Origin of the sequence: Lysinibacillus sp. NPDC096418 (assembly GCF_044762775.1) — a bacterium.
Lineage (GTDB): Bacteria > Bacillota > Bacilli > Bacillales_A > Planococcaceae > Lysinibacillus.
In genome coordinates this window covers 1-20,360 of the sequence record NZ_JBIWEY010000054.1, presented here as the reverse complement: position 1 = coordinate 20,360, position 20,360 = coordinate 1, and the positions used below count along the sequence as shown (strand labels likewise).

The 20,360-nt window shown below is 33.7% G+C and carries 23 protein-coding genes; 13 read left to right on the top strand and 10 right to left on the bottom strand.

The genetic code is table 11. From position 1 onward, the window contains the following. Window positions 1–249: 249 nt before the first annotated feature. Window positions 250–531, bottom strand: a complete 282-nt coding sequence (locus ACIQZG_RS23400) for a hypothetical protein (RefSeq protein WP_402758389.1) — start codon at window positions 529–531, stop codon at window positions 250–252. A 385-nt stretch (window positions 532–916) separates the two neighbouring features. Here ACIQZG_RS23400 and ACIQZG_RS23395 point away from each other — a divergent pair, with 385 nt between their 5' ends. After that, on the top strand, window positions 917–1,066 hold the full coding sequence (locus tag ACIQZG_RS23395; protein WP_402758388.1) for a hypothetical protein: 150 nt from the start codon (window positions 917–919) through the stop codon (window positions 1,064–1,066). Window positions 1,067–1,251: 185 nt separating this feature from the next. Here the strand turns inward: ACIQZG_RS23395 and ACIQZG_RS23390 are convergent, their stop codons facing one another. Together ACIQZG_RS23390 and ACIQZG_RS23385 are read right to left on the bottom strand one after the other, a co-directional pair. Further along, window positions 1,252–1,881 (bottom strand): LysE family translocator, encoded by a 630-nt coding sequence (locus ACIQZG_RS23390; RefSeq protein ID WP_402758386.1) that lies wholly within the window; start codon window positions 1,879–1,881, stop codon window positions 1,252–1,254. 276 nt (window positions 1,882–2,157) lie between these two features. Beyond that, complete coding sequence (locus ACIQZG_RS23385) at window positions 2,158–2,349, bottom strand: hypothetical protein (protein ID WP_402758384.1); 192 nt, start codon at window positions 2,347–2,349, stop codon at window positions 2,158–2,160. Between the two features lie 261 nt (window positions 2,350–2,610). Between ACIQZG_RS23385 and ACIQZG_RS23380 the strand changes: the two genes are divergently transcribed. The 7 genes from ACIQZG_RS23380 (at window position 2,611) to ACIQZG_RS23350 (ending at window position 9,343) form a co-directional block, all read left to right on the top strand. Next, window positions 2,611–3,048, top strand: coding sequence for a hypothetical protein (locus ACIQZG_RS23380; RefSeq protein WP_402758382.1), 438 nt, complete (start codon window positions 2,611–2,613; stop codon window positions 3,046–3,048). Window positions 3,049–3,164: 116 nt separating this feature from the next. Further along, a complete protein-coding gene (locus tag ACIQZG_RS23375) occupies window positions 3,165–3,644 on the top strand; it encodes a GNAT family N-acetyltransferase (RefSeq protein WP_402758380.1) in 480 nt (159 codons plus the stop codon). Between the two features lie 409 nt (window positions 3,645–4,053). Further along, the gene (locus tag ACIQZG_RS23370) at window positions 4,054–5,754 is read left to right on the top strand and encodes a hypothetical protein (protein ID WP_402758379.1); all 1,701 of its coding nucleotides are present in this window, start codon (window positions 4,054–4,056) and stop codon (window positions 5,752–5,754) included. Window positions 5,755–5,943: 189 nt separating this feature from the next. Beyond that, a complete protein-coding gene (locus ACIQZG_RS23365; RefSeq protein WP_402758377.1) occupies window positions 5,944–6,285 on the top strand; it encodes a hypothetical protein in 342 nt (113 codons plus the stop codon). A gap of 196 nt (window positions 6,286–6,481) precedes the next feature. Then, window positions 6,482–6,889, top strand: a complete 408-nt coding sequence (locus tag ACIQZG_RS23360; RefSeq protein ID WP_402758375.1) for a hypothetical protein — start codon at window positions 6,482–6,484, stop codon at window positions 6,887–6,889. Between the two features lie 161 nt (window positions 6,890–7,050). After that, the gene (gene tnpA, locus ACIQZG_RS23355) at window positions 7,051–7,527 is read left to right on the top strand and encodes an IS200/IS605 family transposase (protein WP_402758391.1); all 477 of its coding nucleotides are present in this window, start codon (window positions 7,051–7,053) and stop codon (window positions 7,525–7,527) included. A gap of 463 nt (window positions 7,528–7,990) precedes the next feature. Continuing rightward, window positions 7,991–9,343: an ankyrin repeat domain-containing protein gene (locus tag ACIQZG_RS23350; protein ID WP_402758373.1), complete on the top strand. Its 1,353-nt coding sequence runs from the start codon at window positions 7,991–7,993 to the stop codon at window positions 9,341–9,343. Window positions 9,344–9,459: 116 nt separating this feature from the next. Here the strand turns inward: ACIQZG_RS23350 and ACIQZG_RS23345 are convergent, their stop codons facing one another. The 3 genes from ACIQZG_RS23345 to ACIQZG_RS23335 all read right to left on the bottom strand — a co-directional run bounded on the left by ACIQZG_RS23345 (window position 9,460) and on the right by ACIQZG_RS23335 (window position 11,735). Beyond that, entirely contained in the window at window positions 9,460–9,696 is a 237-nt protein-coding gene (locus ACIQZG_RS23345) for a gamma-type small acid-soluble spore protein (protein ID WP_402758371.1), read from the bottom strand. Between the two features lie 632 nt (window positions 9,697–10,328). After that, window positions 10,329–11,123: an alpha/beta fold hydrolase gene (locus ACIQZG_RS23340; RefSeq protein WP_402758369.1), complete on the bottom strand. Its 795-nt coding sequence runs from the start codon at window positions 11,121–11,123 to the stop codon at window positions 10,329–10,331. Window positions 11,124–11,609: 486 nt separating this feature from the next. Next, complete coding sequence (locus ACIQZG_RS23335) at window positions 11,610–11,735, bottom strand: YjcZ family sporulation protein (protein ID WP_402758367.1); 126 nt, start codon at window positions 11,733–11,735, stop codon at window positions 11,610–11,612. A gap of 970 nt (window positions 11,736–12,705) precedes the next feature. Between ACIQZG_RS23335 and ACIQZG_RS23330 the strand changes: the two genes are divergently transcribed. Continuing rightward, window positions 12,706–13,362, top strand: coding sequence for a hypothetical protein (locus ACIQZG_RS23330; RefSeq protein WP_402758366.1), 657 nt, complete (start codon window positions 12,706–12,708; stop codon window positions 13,360–13,362). Between the two features lie 482 nt (window positions 13,363–13,844). Here the strand turns inward: ACIQZG_RS23330 and ACIQZG_RS23325 are convergent, their stop codons facing one another. The 4 genes from ACIQZG_RS23325 to phaQ form a co-directional block, all read right to left on the bottom strand. Then, window positions 13,845–14,498: a FusB/FusC family EF-G-binding protein gene (locus ACIQZG_RS23325; RefSeq protein WP_402758364.1), complete on the bottom strand. Its 654-nt coding sequence runs from the start codon at window positions 14,496–14,498 to the stop codon at window positions 13,845–13,847. Window positions 14,499–14,986: 488 nt separating this feature from the next. Next, window positions 14,987–15,391: a MaoC family dehydratase gene (locus tag ACIQZG_RS23320; RefSeq protein ID WP_402758362.1), complete on the bottom strand. Its 405-nt coding sequence runs from the start codon at window positions 15,389–15,391 to the stop codon at window positions 14,987–14,989. Between the two features lie 52 nt (window positions 15,392–15,443). Beyond that, window positions 15,444–15,947 carry a hypothetical protein gene (locus ACIQZG_RS23315; RefSeq protein WP_402758360.1) on the bottom strand — a complete coding sequence of 168 codons (504 nt, stop codon included), beginning with the start codon at window positions 15,945–15,947 and terminating at the stop codon, window positions 15,444–15,446. Between the two features lie 79 nt (window positions 15,948–16,026). Further along, window positions 16,027–16,437, bottom strand: coding sequence for a poly-beta-hydroxybutyrate-responsive repressor (gene phaQ / locus ACIQZG_RS23310; RefSeq protein WP_402758358.1), 411 nt, complete (start codon window positions 16,435–16,437; stop codon window positions 16,027–16,029). Between the two features lie 542 nt (window positions 16,438–16,979). On the opposite strand from phaQ, the gene ACIQZG_RS23305 reads away from it, so the two are divergent. The 4 genes from ACIQZG_RS23305 (at window position 16,980) to ACIQZG_RS23290 (ending at window position 20,188) form a co-directional block, all read left to right on the top strand. Then, entirely contained in the window at window positions 16,980–17,456 is a 477-nt protein-coding gene (locus ACIQZG_RS23305) for a polyhydroxyalkanoate biosynthesis repressor PhaR (RefSeq protein WP_402758356.1), read from the top strand. 50 nt (window positions 17,457–17,506) lie between these two features. Next, window positions 17,507–18,289 (top strand): 3-oxoacyl-[acyl-carrier-protein] reductase, encoded by a 783-nt coding sequence (fabG, locus tag ACIQZG_RS23300; protein ID WP_402758354.1) that lies wholly within the window; start codon window positions 17,507–17,509, stop codon window positions 18,287–18,289. Between the two features lie 64 nt (window positions 18,290–18,353). Continuing rightward, complete coding sequence (gene phaC, locus ACIQZG_RS23295; protein ID WP_402758352.1) at window positions 18,354–19,442, top strand: class III poly(R)-hydroxyalkanoic acid synthase subunit PhaC; 1,089 nt, start codon at window positions 18,354–18,356, stop codon at window positions 19,440–19,442. Window positions 19,443–19,729: 287 nt separating this feature from the next. Continuing rightward, on the top strand, window positions 19,730–20,188 hold the full coding sequence (locus ACIQZG_RS23290; RefSeq protein WP_402758350.1) for a hypothetical protein: 459 nt from the start codon (window positions 19,730–19,732) through the stop codon (window positions 20,186–20,188). Window positions 20,189–20,360: the final 172 nt, after the last annotated feature.

The window sequence follows — 20,360 nt, the reverse complement described above, 5'->3', positions numbered from 1 at the left end:
TCAAAAGCAAGCAACCTAAATTTTAAAAACGTAAGTTTTAAATTAGGAGCAGTCTAAGCTTTTAAAAAAGATGAATTATGAAATTGATTCAATTAAATGTTCATTCCAAAATTTATCGAATTTCATATATGAAAATGGCATAACCTATCACTCCTTTGAGGGGGAAAGCTGCAGCTGTCAACTAGCGCCACAGCTAAGTGCGTGCGATACACTCAATACTAATGTGTGCAAATTTAGGTTATTAATACATTAAAAAAGCCGAAGCGTGTGAACTCGTGGAAGTGGAAGTTTAGTTTCAAGAGTAATCGATAAATATTGTTCGGTAAAATTATTGACCTTTTTCTTTTTTGGTTTTACAAAGTATGAAATTAACATAACAAAAACGCCCATAGAAATGTATATTAGTGCAACAGATTTATTTTGAATAACCGAATCATATTCAAGGAAACCAGATAATCTTCCCACTCCACTTACAAGCAAAGTGATGCCAAAAATAAATATGATATATCCATTTGTAGAATGTATTTTCAATGCATAACAACTCCCAAGGCTTAGACTAATAACTTATATAAGGATAACACAACTGGTAAATTTTTCACAATTTAGATTGAGTGTATTACTGCACATTGTGAGAATATGAGGAAATAAATATTATGTAGTCGGAAGGATGATAAAACAATGAACGAAGGAGATAGAATGTGTCCTGAATGCGAAACTGAATCTTTAGTTGAAGAAGGATTGAAACACTTGCGTTGCTTAAATCCTAAGTGTGGTTATGTAATTCATGAAAATGATTAGGATGATAAAGATGCAGAAGTAGACTGCTTGCTGATAGATAAAAATTGTTCTGTAAAGTTATTTATCTTTTAGAGGTTTTACAAAGAATGAAATGAACATAACAAAAATCCCTATAGCTATGAATATTATTGCAAGAGATTTATTTGAAATAAATGAATTGTATTCTAGGGCACCAGTTAATCTCGCTGATCCGATTGAAAGCGAAAAGATGCCTAAAACAAATATGATATGTCCAATTTTAGAATGTGAATGTGTTGTCATTGCATAACAACTCCTAATATTTAGGTTTATAACTTATATAAGGATAACATGATTGGATAATATTAGAAAATCTGGATTGATTCGATTGCTGCGCAATATGAGGATTATCCGATAAAAAATGTGCAACAAGAAACAGTCCCTTCACATTTGAAAGGACTGTTCATTAGAGGGGCATTGTTCCATTTTACAAGTTTAATAGGGAGCTTTCGTTTGAAGTAGCTTTAGCCCCATAAATATAAATATTGTTCCTGTTATCTTATTCAGGACTAATCCTACCTTTTGGTTTCCTCTTAGTTTTTTAGTAACGTACGAGGAGAAATAAGCAACAAATAAACACCATAGAAGTCCAGTGGCTGTAAAAGTGAGTCCTAAAATTAAGAAAGGAATAGGACCGGATGCTTGAACATCTATAAACTGCGGAAGAAAAGCAATAAAAAATAACGAAACTTTTGGATTTGTTAAACTTGTTAAAAGTCCTTGTATATAAATTTTTCTTACGTTTAATTTATTTGATGTCGCTTCAAAATCTATGTTTGATTTATCAAATATCATTTTAATTCCTAGATAAACGAGATAAATAACACCGATAATTTTTATGGTATTAAATAATACAATAGATTTTGTCAGTATAAGCGATAAGCCAAAAGAAACCAATAATGTATGAACTAAGGAGCCAGTAATAATACCGAATACAGAATAAACACCAGCTCTTTTACCTTGAGCAATACTTCTACCAACAATATACATGGTGTCAGCACCAGGGATTAGATTTAATAATATCCCTGTTAATAAAAACATTTCATAATTAATAATACCGTACATTTTAGCACCTCGATCTCTTTTTTCAGGGTGCCCATTTCGATATTAAAGGAAATGAAAGAAAAATAAAAGATTTTTTTAGATGGATCAGTAAAAAAACAAATAGCGAGTACTTTCCTGAACACTTTGAGGAAATAAATGAGGAACCCTAGAGCAATTAAAATCCACTAAACTCGCTCTAGGGCTTTGGATAGACCAATTACAGTTTAATATATTTTGATAGATAAAGGAATTGAATATTTAGACAATTAAAATAGATTTGATTTTCGATATATGAAACTATTTGAATTTATGAGGATTTGCTACCTTAATAGAAGCTACTTCTCCGCATTTTAGACACACAGTACAAATAAGTGGAGATCCTGTAGAGAAAAAATTGTCAACTGGTCTTAAATTAGCATAACCATCAAGTTTACCTTCGCCAAATGAATCACCACCGCAGGATTTGCAGGTTAATTTATTGTTTTCCATAACATCACCTCAATATGTAAGTTATGTAAATTATAACATAAAAAAGCCGCAGCATTTTTTAAATGCTACAGCTAATTAAAGTTTTCCCTTTATGCGTGTTCATTATTATTATACCATAACTTGGGATTTGTTGTTAAATGAGTAAATGGATATAACATAAAAAAGCTGCAGCGTTTGCAGACGCTACAGCCTAGATTGATTCATGCCCTTTGAGTTGTATTGACAACATTATTATACCACAACGTAGGAGGGCAAACCTATATGGGCAAACAAGGGCAAATCAGTAGGGACAATTTATTACAGTGGATTGAAAACTATCGATGGATGGTTGAAACAATCGAGGAAGCAAGACGACCAGTGGCAAAGGTTGATAACAGTAGTTACATGAGGGCAAAAACAGCAATGTATGGGATTGAAGCGACATTACCAAAAGCATCTGGTGGTACTAGTGATCCGGTGTTTGCAGAAGTGCAGTGTCGAGTATATTCGCTAAATTATCGAATTAAGGAATACGAGCAAAAGATTGCTGAGGTACAAAAACGCATTTCTCACGTGGTTGGCGATAGAGAGGTTGAGGTACTTCATAGACTGTTAGTTGGTGATAGCATGCGAGTTATTGGTAAGCACATGAGATTGTCTAGTACACCGATTATTCGCACAAGAGACTGTATAGTTAAACAAATGATGATGAGGGCATAGTGCTGTGTGTTTTCTATAATATTATCGGTGCTATATTTTTAGAAATTTCAAATAAATAAATGGACAAAACTTAATTAAGTGGTAAAGTATAGAAAATATGAATGGAGAATTATCTTATGGGAAAATTAAAAGTTGTTGAATTAAAGCATTTTTCAAATAAATATATGAATGAATTGAACTCATTTGTACTTACAGAAGAACAAAAACAATTTTCTGCACTTCCAAGCAAATTTGAGGAAGTGAATGAAGGACAGTACCGTATTGTTATTCTAAGTGATAATACACCAGTTGGTTTCTTTCTGCTAAATTCAAATGAAAGAGTAAAGAAATACTCCAATAATCTGAATGCATTGTTATTAACTGCACTATCAATTAATCTTACAGAGCAAGGAAAAGGTTACGCAAAACAAGGTATGGCATTACTAGTTGAGTTTATTAAAACAGAATTTCCTAATTGTGATGAAATTGTTTTAGTTGTAGACAAAGACAATATACCAGCACAAAAACTATATTTAAAAGTAGGATTTGAAGATACAAATGAGAGGCTAATTGGACGTATCGGCGAAGAAATTATCATGAGACAATTAATAAAATAATATTTGACTACAAATAAAAGTAAGGTTCCTTTTTACTACCATTGTCACCAGAGTTGATTCTACATTTTGTAGATTAACTCTGGTTTTATGTTTTTCGGAAAGTTTAGCATCAATCCTTGAAAAATCTACTTAATTATTATGTATCAAATGGCGCAATTGTATCATTTGTATCAAACGTTACACTTTATGTATCTATGGTTTTTAACCTGTATAATGAAGGGGAGGTCGGACAGGTAAATTTTTCTTCCCTTGGTATTTATAAATAATTGAATATCTAGGAAAGACGGACCGACCAGCGCCCCATAAACGTTTCGGGGCAAGACATACATGGCCGGCTCATATTTTTTAAGAGATTAGGTATCTTAATTAATATGAAAGGTGAAAAAAAGAAAAATTGGAGTGATTTAATTTGACTAAATTTACACCCTTGTATGAAGCTCATGCCTTCGCAGAAGCGTTTCTACTACCTACCGAGCAGTCATCTTTAAAACATCCTTATAAAAAGGATAAAGGTCGATATCCACGAGTGCGAAAATTTATCCAAAATTATTTATTAAATGGTTCAAGTGAAACATTTAATTCTTCTCCAATTCAACAAGGTGTTGGACAATTAATGATGTTCTGTGCTCAGTTCGCCCAACAAAAGGCACAAGCTGGAGAACGTGATGCAGTTTACAAGGAAATTGTTAATACTATTATTCCAAAACTTATCGATAAAGCTTTTAATTTCCCAACGAATCCAATTAATCAACTATCAGGTTTAATTTATCTTGGTGCAGCGATGCTTAAAAAGTTAGATGAGTCTCAGAGCGATGTATCACTTTCTAATCTTGATGCATTGTTAGAGCAATACCGAGATCATTTTGCTAATGAAGTATTAAGCTCCAAGGAATACCATATTTTAATGTGCTATCGTACTCCGGCTGCTTGGACATACGATGATTCAGAAAAATCGTACCGTTTTGCTACTGGTCCTTATTCCGGTCAAATTGGATACTGGATAGCTACAGCAGATTTATCAACTGATCCCCAGAAAACCTCCTTGGATAACCCAACCGTTCTTGATGATTCAGGAAAAGTTACATTTGCGGGTATTCAACCAGGAACGAGTGGTAAAAATTATTTAGATCATCATGCCAAATTTAATACTAAAAACCAAAGATTTATTCTTAATTCTTCACTAAATGCTGTTGCTTGTTGGATGGCAGCGCATGTATATGATGTAAAGGTTAATGAGACTGGAGCTTCATTAGATCCTGCACATAACCTGAAAAATGCAATTCGAGATGTTCTTAGTTATACACAATGGGGTTCTAATACTTCCGTGGCTAATGCTTCTAAAGGTTGTTTCCAGCAAGAGCCCTATAACAATTCATTATCTGCAAAAAGAGTTCTTCCGGTTCATGGGTTTTCTGATGTAAACCTGACAAATAATATGCTGCGTGCTCGATTCGACTCTCCAGCATATAATGCATTTGCAATAACATTCTTGCAAATTTATGCAAGCTTAATTGAAAATCCTACAGTCTCATCATGGCACAGTCTTGTTCCAAATGTAGATTCGGATTCTGGAGTTATGGTTACTCAGCTAATTAATACCTACAAGGATATTTTTGAAAACTATTCAACTATTAAAAATACCTTAGTTAGTAATTCGTTTAGCCAAGCTAAATATTGGGGAATGTACATTCCGGAGAATGCCATGTTAGGTTCAGCCGAGTTAATTAAAAATCCGTGGCAAATGCCTAATAAAGGTGAGGGAATCAATCAAGCTATGGTTGGATTGTTTAATGTTTACCCTGGAATTACAGGGCAAGGTTTAGCAATTATGGATAATAAAGTATCAAAAGCAATTAAACATCAACTTGATGTTAGTCAGGCTTTACATGGTCAAAGTAAGTTTCCATCGCACGGTCGTTCTGGCCTTTGGGACTTGGCACGCTTAGATATATTAGCCGATGCTTTAAATACAAGTGGAACGGTTGATTCTGCTACTGACCTTACTACTACTGATAAAGAATCTCCAAACTGTGCTGGAGCTCGTCGAGCATTCTACGCTTTAGCTATGGCGTTAGCAATTGATGGTTCTAATAGTTTTGTTTTAGATTAATAGGAATTTAGTGTTCCTTCTTTCAAATTTCAACGACCTAAAGAGTGAGTTATCGACAATTACCACAATAAAATAATAGGCGGATCAAAGCCTTTATCCAGCTCAGGGGTGGGGCTTTTTATATTAGTAAGAAATTTTAATGTACTGTATAATTTTACTAAACAAACTGCAGTTTTGAGGAGGTTATGCATGAAATATAAAAAACTTTTTCTCGCTATTGTATTATTTATTTTTTTAGGTATTAGCTATTATTTTGGTGCTACTTCTAAATATGAACTATCGGAAGAATTTAGTGATTTCCCTGTTCCTATAAATGCCAAACTAGTACAAAAAAATGAGTATAACTCTATATACGAGTGGTCAAAGTCTTCAGATGTAAATGGCATTCCATTTAGTTATAGCCTTATAATCAGGACAAATGGTTGGAAAAGAGTAGTTAGAGAAGGTACTTTATCAATCTACGAGAAGAGTGGAGTTCAGATAAATTTATCAAGCCAACGAGATGAGATTATTATCGGAAATAAAAAATAATACGTTACTAGAGAAATGAATTTAATTAATTTACTTAACATCCTTCGGGGTGTTTTTCTTTTGCCCTGAAAAGTGAGCATCGGTGGGCTACCCTTACCACGAACGAACGGTGCTTGCATTTGAGAGTGAAAGCAAAAAATTATTGAGGTTTTTTAGTGCCTCCTTGTCTTATGATTTAGGAGGAGGTGTTGTAATTTTGGACAACAGAAAACTAGTACTGATTTGGGAAGGTATTTTAATGGAACACGGAGGAGGGGGAACTGTAAATACTTTCATAAATGAGTATTCAAATTATAGTATAGAAAACTTGTTGAAATTGGCGTTTTTATATCTAGAATTAGAAACTGAAAACCATCCATGTAGATATAAAATCGAAATTGGGGATTATTTGCATAGGGATGAATATACCGTTGTTTATGAAAGTAATGAGATAAATTATCATGAATTATTGGTAGCTTTAGTTGTTCTAATGAGGTTAATTAATTTTGACAAACGACGAGAGTTAATAATTAAAATAGCTCATGCTTTAAGAATAATGGATAGAGAAGTTTCACATCAGTTTTCAAAAGATATAGCTGAAAAAGTATATTGGCAATACAAATAGTATGTAAAGCACTTTTAAAAAGTGCTTTTTTTATTGTATCTTTTGAAAACCCCTTGCTATGCGAGGGGTTCTAAAGAGCTTCTAGCTATGGATAAGAAAAAAACCCAGCCGTAGAATGAATTCAGGTCTGGTCAACCGACTTCGTACGAAAGGGGATCCAAATAGATAAAACAAGTTTAGCACACACAACATGGAATTGTAAGTATCACATCGTCTTTGCGCCAAAATATAGAAGGCAGATTATTTATGGACAAATCAAAGCAGATGTAGGTAGAATTCTTCGCCAGTTATGTGAAAGAAAAGGGGTAGAAATTATTGAAGCAACAGCCTGTCTGGACCATATTCATATGTTGGTGAGTATTCCACCAAAATTAAGTGTTTCATCGTTTGTGGGTTATTTGAAAGGGAAAAGTAGTTTAATGATATTCGATCGACATGCGAACCTGAAATACAAATATGGAAACGGGAAGTTTTGGTGTCGCGGATATTATGTAGATCCAGTAGGAAGAAACAGAAAAATCATTCAGGAATATATAAAAAATCAATTACAAGAGGATATTCTTGAGGATCAAATGACCATGAAAGAATTCATTGATCCATTTACAGGAGAAGAAATAAAAGCAAAAAAGCGAAAATAATAAAGCCACTTTAGTGGTAGCGTGAAAACGGAGTGCGGTTGGCGGACCTTTCAGTGTGTCTTTAGACATGGGCCAGTACCCCAGCGTTTCACGCGCAGAGCAAACCACCAGTTAGACTGGTGGTTCTGATTTTGAATCATTATATTCAGATGCATTTCTGATAGGGTAGGGCAGAAAAATGCTATCTTGATAGCCTTTTTTGATCATTCTAATTGAATTTAAAAGAAAGTAACTATAGGTTATTTATCAGTACCGAATTTATAGTAGTATAGATATATTTTGTAAAATTATTTATATTTCAATTAGTTTAACGTAAAATTGGATTTATGTAGTTTTAACAGGAACTAGATAATTAATGTAAAATTCAGATTTTTTTAAAAATTTATTACTTCTAAACAGTAAAACTGCGGAAAATTTAAACGACTTATATATTTATGATTATAGTTCGTTAAGGAGATATTTTATGAATAGGATAATACAAATTGTAATTCTGAGCACATTTATATTCATACTAGGTGGCTGTTCTACACCTCTGAATATATTTGAATCCGATATTAATCCAGAGACTGGAGCTCCATATACCAAAGAAGATATATTTTTATATAGTGAAAAAGGTGATTATGAAACTGTAAAAAAACTAGTACGATTAGGTTTCAATGTGGATATGGAGTATTTAGAAGATACACCATTATATTATGCAATTAAAAGTAATAACTTAAAGACAGTTAAGGTTTTGGTAGAAGGGGGAGCCAATCTGGATTGGCAGAATGGTCCTAATAAAAATGCATTATTAGTTGCTGCAAATGAAGCTAGCTACAATGTAATTCCATATTTATTAGATAAAGGGGCAGATATATATTATGAAGATGCCAATGGTAGAAATATAATTGAGTATATCTTTAAAAGCTATCGAGGTTCTATCTATCATAGCTATGGTGATTTTATCAAAAACGAAGATCTATTAAAAACGTTGAATATATTAGTTGATTATGATGCGGGTATATTAAATATGCAAATTCAATTAAATGAAGATTCTTCAACACTTTATTCACCGATTATGTTTGCAATAAATAACTTCGATCCCATGTTTACTAAAGCAATGTTTTCATTGGGATTTACCATCGATTTATATGTTGATGGCGATCTAGAGATAATAAACCTGATACAACCTGCAATCAATTCTGCAAGTTCACAAAGTGCCCAATTAATAGCTTGTATAATTAGTGAACATAGTAATGTTCCGAAGGATATTCTTTACGGTAATGCTCATAATTCTAATTACTTCTCGCCTTATTGTAAATCTAATTTAGAGGAATTTTACAAAGATTATCAAATCAACGAGAATAGAACAGCAGACATGGAAGAATCCCTACAAGAGGAAACTCAAGTTGAGGAACAGGGAGAGCACTTTATTGCAAGTAATCAAATGAGAGAACTCTTACATAACCATAGTTTTTTTGATAAAGATATTCTAATTACAGATGATTATCAGAGTGCTGTATTGAAAGCAGGAACAAGTAATGAGGAGGGGAATTATTCAGGCGGATGGTGTTCCTTTTATAGTGATTTTATAATTTGCATAGACAAAGCAAGTCCAGATAAGCTTTCTGGAGTTGAATTATTTATAAATTATCCACTGAAAGTTAAAGAACTAGAAATCGCAATAAACCAAAAAGTAGATATTACTAACAATGTAGAGATTGCTGACGATAGTTACTCATCATATTTAAATATAGGTGGTCAAGAATATATAATTTCTTTTGACGGAAGTTCATCCGATTCATTAATAAAAGAAATATTTATAAAAAATTCATAGTATTGGGATGAAATTAATTATTATTATACTAAACCAACGGAAATTGGTGAATCACCTAATGGTTATCCGAAAATTCACGAAAACCGGCAGAAAATACTGCCGGTTTGAGATACCAATTAATTTGAATTGTTTTGGAAACCATTATTCGCGTTATGACCAGAAGCTTGTATTTTGTTAGCTTCTGCTTGCTGAATTTGTTGTTTAACTTGGTTAACATCAGTTTCAGTTCCAAATTCTTCGTTCATTGCATTCTGAGTTGCAAAGCGACCAGAAGCTTTACTTTTATTAGCCTCTGCTTGTTGGATCTGTTGTCTAATTTGATTAACATATTGGTTGTTGTTATTGTTTGTCATGGATAACACCTCCTGAATTTAGTTTGTTCAGAAGAAGTTTTATTATCCGTAGATTTTTGAATTGAAAAATTGTTATTTCGTTAAACTCTATACGATATGAAAAATACCTAATTAAGTAAAACGGTTAGTTAATCTTTTTCTGGGTAATTTACATGTAATGGTGGAGGTACAAGTCATCCTTTAACTAAACTTTCATTGAATTTCTACATCGCTTGAACAAGTACTGGTTTAACCTTATATAGTTTGCCTAAAGCCAAAAGTGTAAGCCAACGCTGGATGAAGAACCATGAACCAACTCAAAATGCTACGACCGCCCGACCACTTAATGAAATACTATTTGGATAAACATCATTTAAAATACTAAAAGTCAAAATGATGATACCTACTGCAGCGCAATTTAAGTTTGCATACTTTCCTGGGTCAAATATGATTTTAGCTTTAGTAGTGCTTAATGGTACTACTGAATTAAAACCTGAAATGGACGGTGGAAAAACAAAAACAGCATCTTACGCTTCAGCTAGGACAAGCGTAAATGTTCTATGCTCACGGGGAAATGGGGATGTCTTCTATAAATAATGTGCAGTAAAAAAACTTTTAAAAAAAAAATTGGAATTCTTAATGGACAAATATATTTAAATGCTAGTTGAAGTTTTTATGAGGTGCTGGTGGATATATTCATTTACTTGATCTGGTTTATCTAAATTAGTGGCATGGTGAGCGTTTTCAATGATTTTTAACTGTGACTTTTTAATCTTGTTATGTAGATACTTTTGTTGTCTTTGAACCATAGTATCGCGGTCACCGTGTAATATTAAAGTAGGGCAATTTACTTTATCTAATTCGTTTCCACTTTCCATTCTGGATACGACGTTCCAAATTCGAATCCAATTCCTATAAGACATCGCTGCAACAGTGGAATAAATATATTGTTTATTTGCCTTGTTAAACTTTGATAGTGTATATGCCTGTATTTTTGCAGAAAGTGACATTGGAATGAACAAGTTGGAGAAACGATTAACAGGAACTAATACCTTTTCATACCAATTGAATTTGTTTGTAAATGGCGTGCCTATTAATATAAGAGATTTTACGTATTCTGGATAATGAATTGCTGTTTGTAAAGAAATATGTCCACCCATGGATAGTCCACATAAATTTGCCTTTTTAATTTCTAGGTGATTCATCAAACCAATTAAATCTTTACTGAAATCTTCAGCATACAACTTCCCTTTTGGAAGAGAAGAGGTTCCGTGACCACGAACATCCCAGGTAATGGTTTTATAATATTTAGAAAAATAATCAACTTGTTTATCCCATTGTTTATGATCCCATGACGCGCCGTGAGTAAAAATCAGTGGTTCACCTTTGCCTTTGATTTCATAGTATATATCTACATTATTAATTGTACATTTTGGAATTATTAACACCCCTCAATTAGCTAAGATAATATTGATTTTAACTTTGTTAAACATTTTAACATATAGGAAGATATATGGAAAAAATATTCCGAATTCATATCTGTGGTAATTGATTGAAAATACCATGAAGGTTGGGAAAGCGTAGAAATTAATTAACTAAACAATATGAGGGAAAGGGTCACTTCCATCCTAAGTGACCCAATCTATCAAACCAGGAGAGGTTTTCGTAAAGCTAAATCACTTTACATTATATATTATGATTAGAAAGTGGTAATGATTAGCCAAGTGCCTGTGATATAGATTAAAAAAATAAAAACTGTAGCGTCACCAAACGCTACAGCTAAAACTGAAGGTTACCCTTCTTCTGTTGATCAATAACGACATCATAGGAGGGTAACGAAAAAGAGGTTCTACTTTTCAAGGGGGATAGTTGGTGGGAGAATTTTAAGTAATAACTAATCGTCAATTATTACCACTTAAAATGGTTAAATAATCTTAATACATGAAAGTAGCACCGACAATAATAAGAAGAATAAATAGAACAACGATTAGAACGAAGGATGAACCGTTGCCATAGCCTCCTCCTCCATAGTTGTTACAGTTACTGTATGAATAACCCATGATAACACCACCTTTCTACAATCTATATTATGTGTAGTTGCGAAAAGGAGCGGTGTTATTTATCCAATCCATAGATTCTTTTGTTTAGAAATTAGAAAAAATAATCTGCTTATGCGAAGTGAATGGACTTAGAAAAAGTTTCAAACATAGGGGAACTAAAAAACAGTTATTATTCGAGAATGAATTTATTGGTCGGGGAAATAAAGAAGCCCCTTGAGTAAGCTTACTTTGGCACACCCATAGGTTGTGGAAGAATTATAATTACAACTTAAAATAATTCAGTGGTGATTAATCGGAATGTTTGGATTAAAAGAAAAAGAGCGGCTAAAATATTTCTCTCAAGAATTTAAAATAACCTGTTTTCATTGTTATTGCCAAACAAAGAAACTAAGCATGGCATCAGGTCCTAAAATGAAATTCTATTTTTTAAGAGGAATAACCTTCTTGAATAGAAAATACGGTGAATGGATTTTTTTGTGGTGTTTGTAATGAGACGGATAGATTTCCAAAAGTGACGGATAAAAATTAAAAGTAATCGAAAGAAGTCGCTTGTTTTCCAAATTCTTCATTAAAAGCTGCTATTTCAAAACTTGTGGAGTGTTCAAACGTAGTATTTAGAAAGGGGCTGCAAAAGGAGTAGTATAAAAATGTATTGGCCAGGTGTTTAGTGGTCATTAGCTATAGCGTACTTCATATGTGCTATTTGTAAGATAAAGCCAGTGCAACTTTCTTTGCTGGTGTCTTATTTGTAAGGGCTATTATCGCGAATGTGGGGATAGAATTGGCGAAACCCAATTCATTGTTGGAAACATGTCAATTGCTTTTTGTTTTAAATTACTTAATCTTACGTTCTCCTTAAAATGGGAATATGACTGATCTACTTTGGCTGTCCTAGGAATATCAGAAAACATCTGTTAATACGTTTTAATAAGTACAGTTGTTTAGATGTGAAAATGAGGAGAGATGAAGAATGATTAAAAATTGGTATTGTTTATGCATAGCCGTGATCATTTGGCTAATCTGCATGTGGTTAACAATGCCATTCCCCAATGCTTTGAACACAGAACAGGGGGTAACGGTATTAAATGTGTTAATTAAAACAAACGATGGCTATCAAATTGAAGGTTTAGTAACGATTTTACTGTTAAGTATAAGCCTTTATTATTTTGTATACGCAGTCAAAAAGTATCAGATACTTTTGTTTTTTGTAATAATTGTAAGTTTTGTCTATATGCCCATACTCATTGTGAATGCCTATCAAAATACATTAGCAACAGGTATTCATGCTGTTTTTTATGATATAGATAAAAGCGAATGTAAGTTTAAGCTGGAGGATGATTATACCCTTAAAGGGGTATGCCGTTTACCACTCCAAAATTTGAGCACAGAAGAAGTAAAATTCAACCTTGGATTTTATGAAACATACTGGTATGAAAATGATGTTCGAAGTGTTTCATTAATGAATGAAGGTTTACCTTACGAAGTCAGACTAACGGGTAAACAGAAAAAGTGGGTGAAGGTTGAGACACTTATTGATGTATCACAAATCGAAAACCATATTGAAAAAGGAACGGTATCTGGCGTTCATATAGTGATTATTGGAGGTGGGCAGATAAGAAAGCTTTAAAATATTTAAAAAATGTATAGAGAGTAGAGGTATTTGAATAGGAGTAAGCATTCTTGGTATTCTTCCATTGTTATGATTATATTTTGCCGATTGCATTTGTGATTTGGTATGCACTCACTATTGTGAAGCAGCAAAAGGAGAAAAACGAGGTTTTACATTCGATTGCAGCGAAATTTGAGTCTTTTAAGAAAAGAGCTTGTAATTAGATTCAAAGTAATCAAAAAAATGGCGATTTTTAACGTTCTATCAAATGGAATTCCTGCACCTTAACGATTTATTAATGAGGGGATAGCTGTTGTGACTGGTATTAGGATACTTTGGACAGGTGTAGATTTTCCTTTCGACAATCAATATGAAAAATAAGTGGGGGTTAGTTGCCTTAGTATGGCAGCACTGTTTGTATTCATTTATTTTAATTTAAAAGCTAGAAAAAAAATAACTACATAAAAGCCTTCTCTGCAAAAAAGAGAGAAGGCTTTCATTTATTTTTGTGTAATACGATCAAAGAACGCTATTGTCTTGTTTATATCGGTCACGTGGTGATTACATTGCTGACTGTCCGCACAAATGTAATTCGTATGGCTAGTAAATGTACCAGGAATTTTTCCTTTTATAGACGTAGTAAAGGCGCCGACATCTGCATGTCGATTACAAATAGCACAAATGCCCTTAATCGTGCCATGATCAAATGTTCCTTTTATGCCTTTAAGCTTGTCGTCTTGTTCAATGACCACATATTTGCGATGTGTTCCTTGATCATCCCACGCTAAATAACAAGTATGCTGGAAATCTAATTGCTCAAGAGCAGGAAGTTTTAATTTCTTTTCTTTTTTGAACAGACTTTTAATGGTACTCGCAGTTAACGTTTTGAACGGAATTACAAATGGTTTTAAGCTCTCCAAATAGGCTTCACCTTGTGCGCGATCTGTTATAGAAAAGAGTCGTTCAATCAGCTTTGTTTCATCTGTTGACAGCGTTATGTTCGTAGTAATTTTTGTATCAACGATGCCTCGAATAGTCTGGATAATGTTTTTATCATTGGATGTAGCCAGGGCACTTAAGATTTTATTCATTTGCTGCTCGATTAAATGATAATTTGCGACCGTTAAAAACGGTTGAATATTTTGTTTTTCCATGTGAATTCACTCCAATTTTATAGGCTTTTTTCTGTTTATAGCCTAAAGAGATCATCCATTTACGTAACGAGAGTTTGCTAACTTAATAGAGAGATCTCTTTGACCTTTTGCGTTAGTGTTCTAGAACAAGCATTAGGACATAATGCATTCATTTAGATTCCTCCTTGTAAAACAATTACCATTATAATAGCATTACTATGCGATGAATTCAAAAAACATTTATTTAGGGAAAGGCTGATATTCACATGGAGAAATCGAAAAGATTCATTTCTAATTAGATTTATCTTATAATTTATATTTGTGCTAACTATTATCATTCTAAAAAAACACGTACTAGCCAGCCAATGTATGGCTATATGGTTTGTAGCGGTAATCCACTTCTAACTTTAATAGTAGTGTGAAATTTGGTTACTGAATAAGCCCTTCACAACAAAAAAGTAGACGATTGTGCCAGTATTAATCAGGTACAATCGTCTACTTTTCTTTATTCATTTCATAACAACTGCTTCACCGTCTACAACAATTTCATCTAATTGGTTTTTGACGATTGTGCGAAGACGGATGATTTTTTTTCGATCTTTTTTCTCTAAGACTTCGACTTCAGCAGTTACGGTATCGCCGATTTTGACAGGCGCTTTAAAATCCACTTTTTGTGATAAATAAATGGTATCTTTTCCAGGTAATTTCGTTCCTAGTACTGCTGAGATGAAACCAGCAGTAAGGATTCCGTGTACAACCCGTTCCTTAAATATCGTTTGATTTGCATATTCGGAATTTACATGGACTGGGTTAAAATCACCAGTTATTCCTGCAAACTGATAGACATCTGATTCGGAAATAGTTTTTGTAAAACTAGCCTTGTCACCTATATGGATTTCTTCGTAGTTGGGCACTTTCTTAAAACCTCCAAATTTATCCTGAGAAAGGGGTTAACTCATGGGGAGTTTAAGCCTTAGTAGGATTTAAAATTCCTTTATGTGTTGCTTTCATTTGTTCTGTTAATTCTTCAATTTTTTTGAAATTTTCAGTGCGTTCTTTTTGTTGGCTATCCAGCGTCTTTTTGATCGTCGCTTCTAGTTGTTTTTGTGATTCAATAAATAAATCTAACAGTGCATGGCTTGGATTCCATGACAGTAATTGGACTCTTTCCGTAACATCTTGAATGTTGTTTAGCCACTCGGAAACTTGTTCATTTTGGTTGATTCTACTTTGCTTCACATTGCTTTGTATTTTCTCATTCCAGTCCTTTGTAACTTTTTTTGACTCTTCTTCCATTGTGTTTAATGTTTTTACAGAAAAATCGAGCAGTTCCTTTTGGTAAGAAAAAGCTTGTAGTGCTTTTTGTTGTAAATCCTCTTGGAAATTTTGCACAGTTTTAAGGTTGTTTAGCCAACCATCCCAAATCATATCCACCTGATTTACAAATTGCTTTTCTTGTGCTGTTGCCATTAATAATTCCTCCTTTAACATGGTTCCATAAATTTATGAAATATATAATGAATGCAAATTTTTGCATAACATCCTAAAGTTAGTCTTCATCATTCTTCTTTTGAGAAGAAGCTCTATAAGGGGAGAAAAAGGGATTATACAAATTGAAAAACTGATCCAACATTTTTTGATAGTGGCTTAGCGATCCCGCCCACATCTCCAAGTATTGTTCACCAGCTTCTGTAATTGAGTAAATTCGCTTTGCTGGACCACTTGACGTTACATCCCACTCGGACGTAACTAATGCATCTTTTTCAAGCTGTCTGAGCAAACGATAAAAATTCCCTTGATCAACGGACTCAATCCCAAATTGCATGATTTTCTCCATTAATTCATAGCCATGACTATTCCAATCACGTAAATGTAACAACATGATTGGTACAAGAAAGTTTTTAGGAGTACCCATACTTGCTGTTTTACTTTTCTTTGCTTCTTCAGGTTTATGTTCCATCGTTAGCCACCTACCTAATGTAAAAGTACTTATACATGTAAATTACACCTATCTGTTTTGATTGTCAACTTTAGGGATTTTAGGTAAATTATTTTAAAATAGTGAAGTGTTTTTCAATTATTTGTGAAATTCCTGCGACGAGCCAGAGAAGGGGTGGATTCATCTACAAGTCCAAATTTTAATGTAGAGCTTCAATTTTATAAAAAATAATTTAGTACTCAGCTGCTAATTAAATCAATTAATAAAAGAAAAGTAGTAAACCTGAAATAATTTAGCCAACTAAAGTACTGATTTCAAAGAGAGCTGTCATAGAATTAAATTTGCTTTCATAAATAATTAAAGAGAAACATAACATGTACTTTGGGCAAGTTGATGGATTTTTCCATGTTTAACAAGTTCAATTCTGGGGAATATTCTAATTTTGTTAAGGGAGGTAATGACTTATATTTTTGAATTTTTTGTTAAATTTAGTATAAATATTATAAAAACAGGAAATTTATGTTATGATTCCAACAGTAGTTAATTTAAGGAGGTGATATTCGTTGACTCAAAAAATACCATTTGAACCTTTCACAATGTGGAAGGATATGTATGAACATACTGAAAAGGCTTGGCATGATGTGATCCAAGATACACTTGGAACAGAATCTTTCTCAGAAGGATTAGGGCAAATCCAATCTAGTTATTTGCAATATCATGAAATGATTAATAACTTAACGGAAGCTTATTTCAAGCAAGCCAATATTCCAACACGAGATGAAATTGCAAATGTTGCTTCACTTGTCATCAACTTAGAAGATAAAATCGATAATATTGATGATCAACTTTATGAAAATAGTGAAACTGTGACAAAAGAGATCAACCAATTAAAACGTGCTGTTGGCAGCTTGGAGAAGAAATTCGACAAAGTGTTAGAAGCACTAGCAGAACTGGATAAAAAAATACAAACTGGTGAAGCTAGCGTCGCAACGAAAAGTGTGACGACACCACAAGTTAAACCAGAGGAAACAAAGAAATAATACTTAATTCTCATTTTTTAAACATTAACGAATTAGGAGTGATTTCAGTTATGGTACATTTGCAACCAAATGTTTTAGAACATGTCGACAATACAAAGCCTCTTGAAGGAAAAGTAGCAGTAGTCACAGGCGGATCTCGTGGTATCGGTGCAGAAATTGCAAAGGTATTAGGAAGAAATGGAGCACTAGTAGCGATTAACTATCAAAATAGTTCAGAAAAAGCAGATGATATTGTTCGCGAAATTGAACAAGAAGGTGGCACTGCATTTGCATTCAAGGCAAATGTAATGGAGGCAGATGATGTCCATAAGTTCATTGAGGAAGTCTTAAATCGTTACAGCAAAATTGATATTCTCATCAATAATGCTGGAATTACAAGAGATAAAACATTCCGAAATATGTCAATTGAAGAATGGGAAGAAGTAATTAATGTCAATTTAAATAGTGCATTTAAGACGACATCTGAAGTAATCAATCATATGCTCGAACAAAAATATGGACGAATTATTAATATCAGTTCGATTATCGGTCAATCTGGCGGTTTCGGCCAAACAAATTATTCAGCTTCAAAAGCGGGATTATTGGGCTTTACGAAATCGTTAGCATTAGAGACTGCAAAAAATGGTATTACTGTAAATGCGATTTGTCCAGGTTTCATTGAGACGGAAATGGTTGCAGCGATGCCAGAAAATGTGAAAGAATCAATTATTGCTAAAGTGCCAATGCGACGTTTAGGGCAAACTGATGAGGTTGCAGATACAGTGTTATTCTTGATTAAGTCGAGCTATATTACTGGTCAAGAAATCAATGTAAACGGCGGATTGTATATGTAACAAATGGTAAGGGCTTCCTAGAGAAGCTCTTTTTATGGATGAACGATACTGGAGGAGGGATCGCATGATGAATGTTGGTACGCAAGAGTTAGAAGATTGGATCAACCAAATGCAAGGAGATTCTAAAAAAAGTTTTAATCGTTTTAGACGTTTGACAGAAGTTATTACAAGGGAGCCTGAACCTCAAGTTGGCCAGACGCCTAAAGAAGTGATCTGGACAAAAAACAAAACAAAATTATATCGTTATCAGCCTGCGATAAAGAAAACAAATAAAGTTCCGATTCTTATGATTTATGCCCTAATTAACAAACCATATATATTAGATCTATATCCGGGCAATAGCTTAATTGAACATTTAACAAATCAGGGGCATGATGTCTACTTGTTAGATTGGGGGACAGCTGGCCATGAAGACCGACATATGAAGTTGGACGATTATATTTTGGATTATATACCGCGTGCTGTAAAAAAAGTCCTTCAGACTTCTGCCGCAAAAGAAATCTCACTACTTGGGTACTGCATGGGTGGGACAATGACAGCTATTTTCACAGCACTACACCCACACTTGCCAATTCGAAATTTGATCTTATTGACAAGCCCGATAGATTTTGAAGATGCTGGTCACTATTCAAATTGGTTGGATAAACGTTACTTTAATTTAGACCAGTTAGTTGATACGCTTGGTAATGTACCATTTGAAATGATTGATTACGGCAATAAACTGCTAAATCCAATTTCCAATGTATACGGACCATACATCAGCCTTGCAGATCGAGTAGAGAATGAAGATTTCGTCTTGAACTGGAAGCTAATGCAAAAGTGGCTCAATGATGGAATTCCTTTCCCAGGTGAGTCATACAGACAGTGGATTGGTGAATTTTATCAAGAAAATAAATTAATTAATGATGAACTTTATATCCGTGGACATAAAGTTGAACTTTCTAAAATTAAAGCGAACTTGCTTAACGTTGTTGCGTTGCGTGACAATATTGTGTTACCACAACAAATTGAGCCACTCAATGACAAAGTTTCCAGCAAAAACAAAACACTTCATCGTGTAAATACAGGTCACGTATCTGTCGTAACTGGACGCAAAGCAATTAACGAAATTCATCCGTTCATCGAAAACTGGCTAACAGAAGCATCTGTCTAAAGGCGTCGGTGCTAGTCATTAAGTAAAGCGGAAAAGGATAAAATAACTATCGTGCAAGAAGAACATAAACGAAACGTAGTCAGAGTGATCAAAGTCATTTCTGGCTATTTTTTTGTATACATAAGTCTTACATACTCGTATTAATTTGAATGAAGAGATTTTGCTAACTGAAAGTTGAAACTAAATTCTCTCTTTCAAGATTTAAATTCAATGTTTAAGAATATACTGATTCCACTATCTAAGATTTCCGGCTATACTTGTTCAGTAGTGCGGAAAGGATGAGGAAGATGAAAAAAATACTATTTGCATTGATATTTAGTATTTTCGTTGTCGGAGCGGTTGGTATTGTTTACGTGAAAAGTAATCCACCTCTCGTAATAAATAGCTATTCAAGCTTTGACGATAATACAAACGTGAGATTAATTGAGATTGAAAATACAGGAATCAAGGAGCTTCAATTACTAAATGTAGTTGTCAATGATGGAGGAACCGAAAAGATTGAACTAGTGGTGAGTAAGGCCGAGCAACTCGAAACAGATGTGGCCAATGACCCAAACATTACCTATCACGGCATTAAACAAATAAAACTATTCCCAAGTAAACATTTAAATCGAGAAGCTGTTGGGAAGCTGCCACAGCATTATGGCTTAAAGATCGCAGCAGAAAATATTCAAACAGTTAAAATCCATTATAAGTACTTAAAAGTTCCGTTTACATTAACTGCTGAATTGAAAACAGCGAAGTAAAATACATAAGTTGTTGAATGGACTGCAATAATGAAAGAAGATTCTTAGTAAGTAAAGGTGGGGCGAGGAGCTTCCACCTTTTTTGGTGCGCCCGGCATGCACATGAACTATAGGGTGTAAGTCCCGAACCCCGAAGACAGAAGTAGAGGTTAGCCAAGAGCAAGGGTGTCCG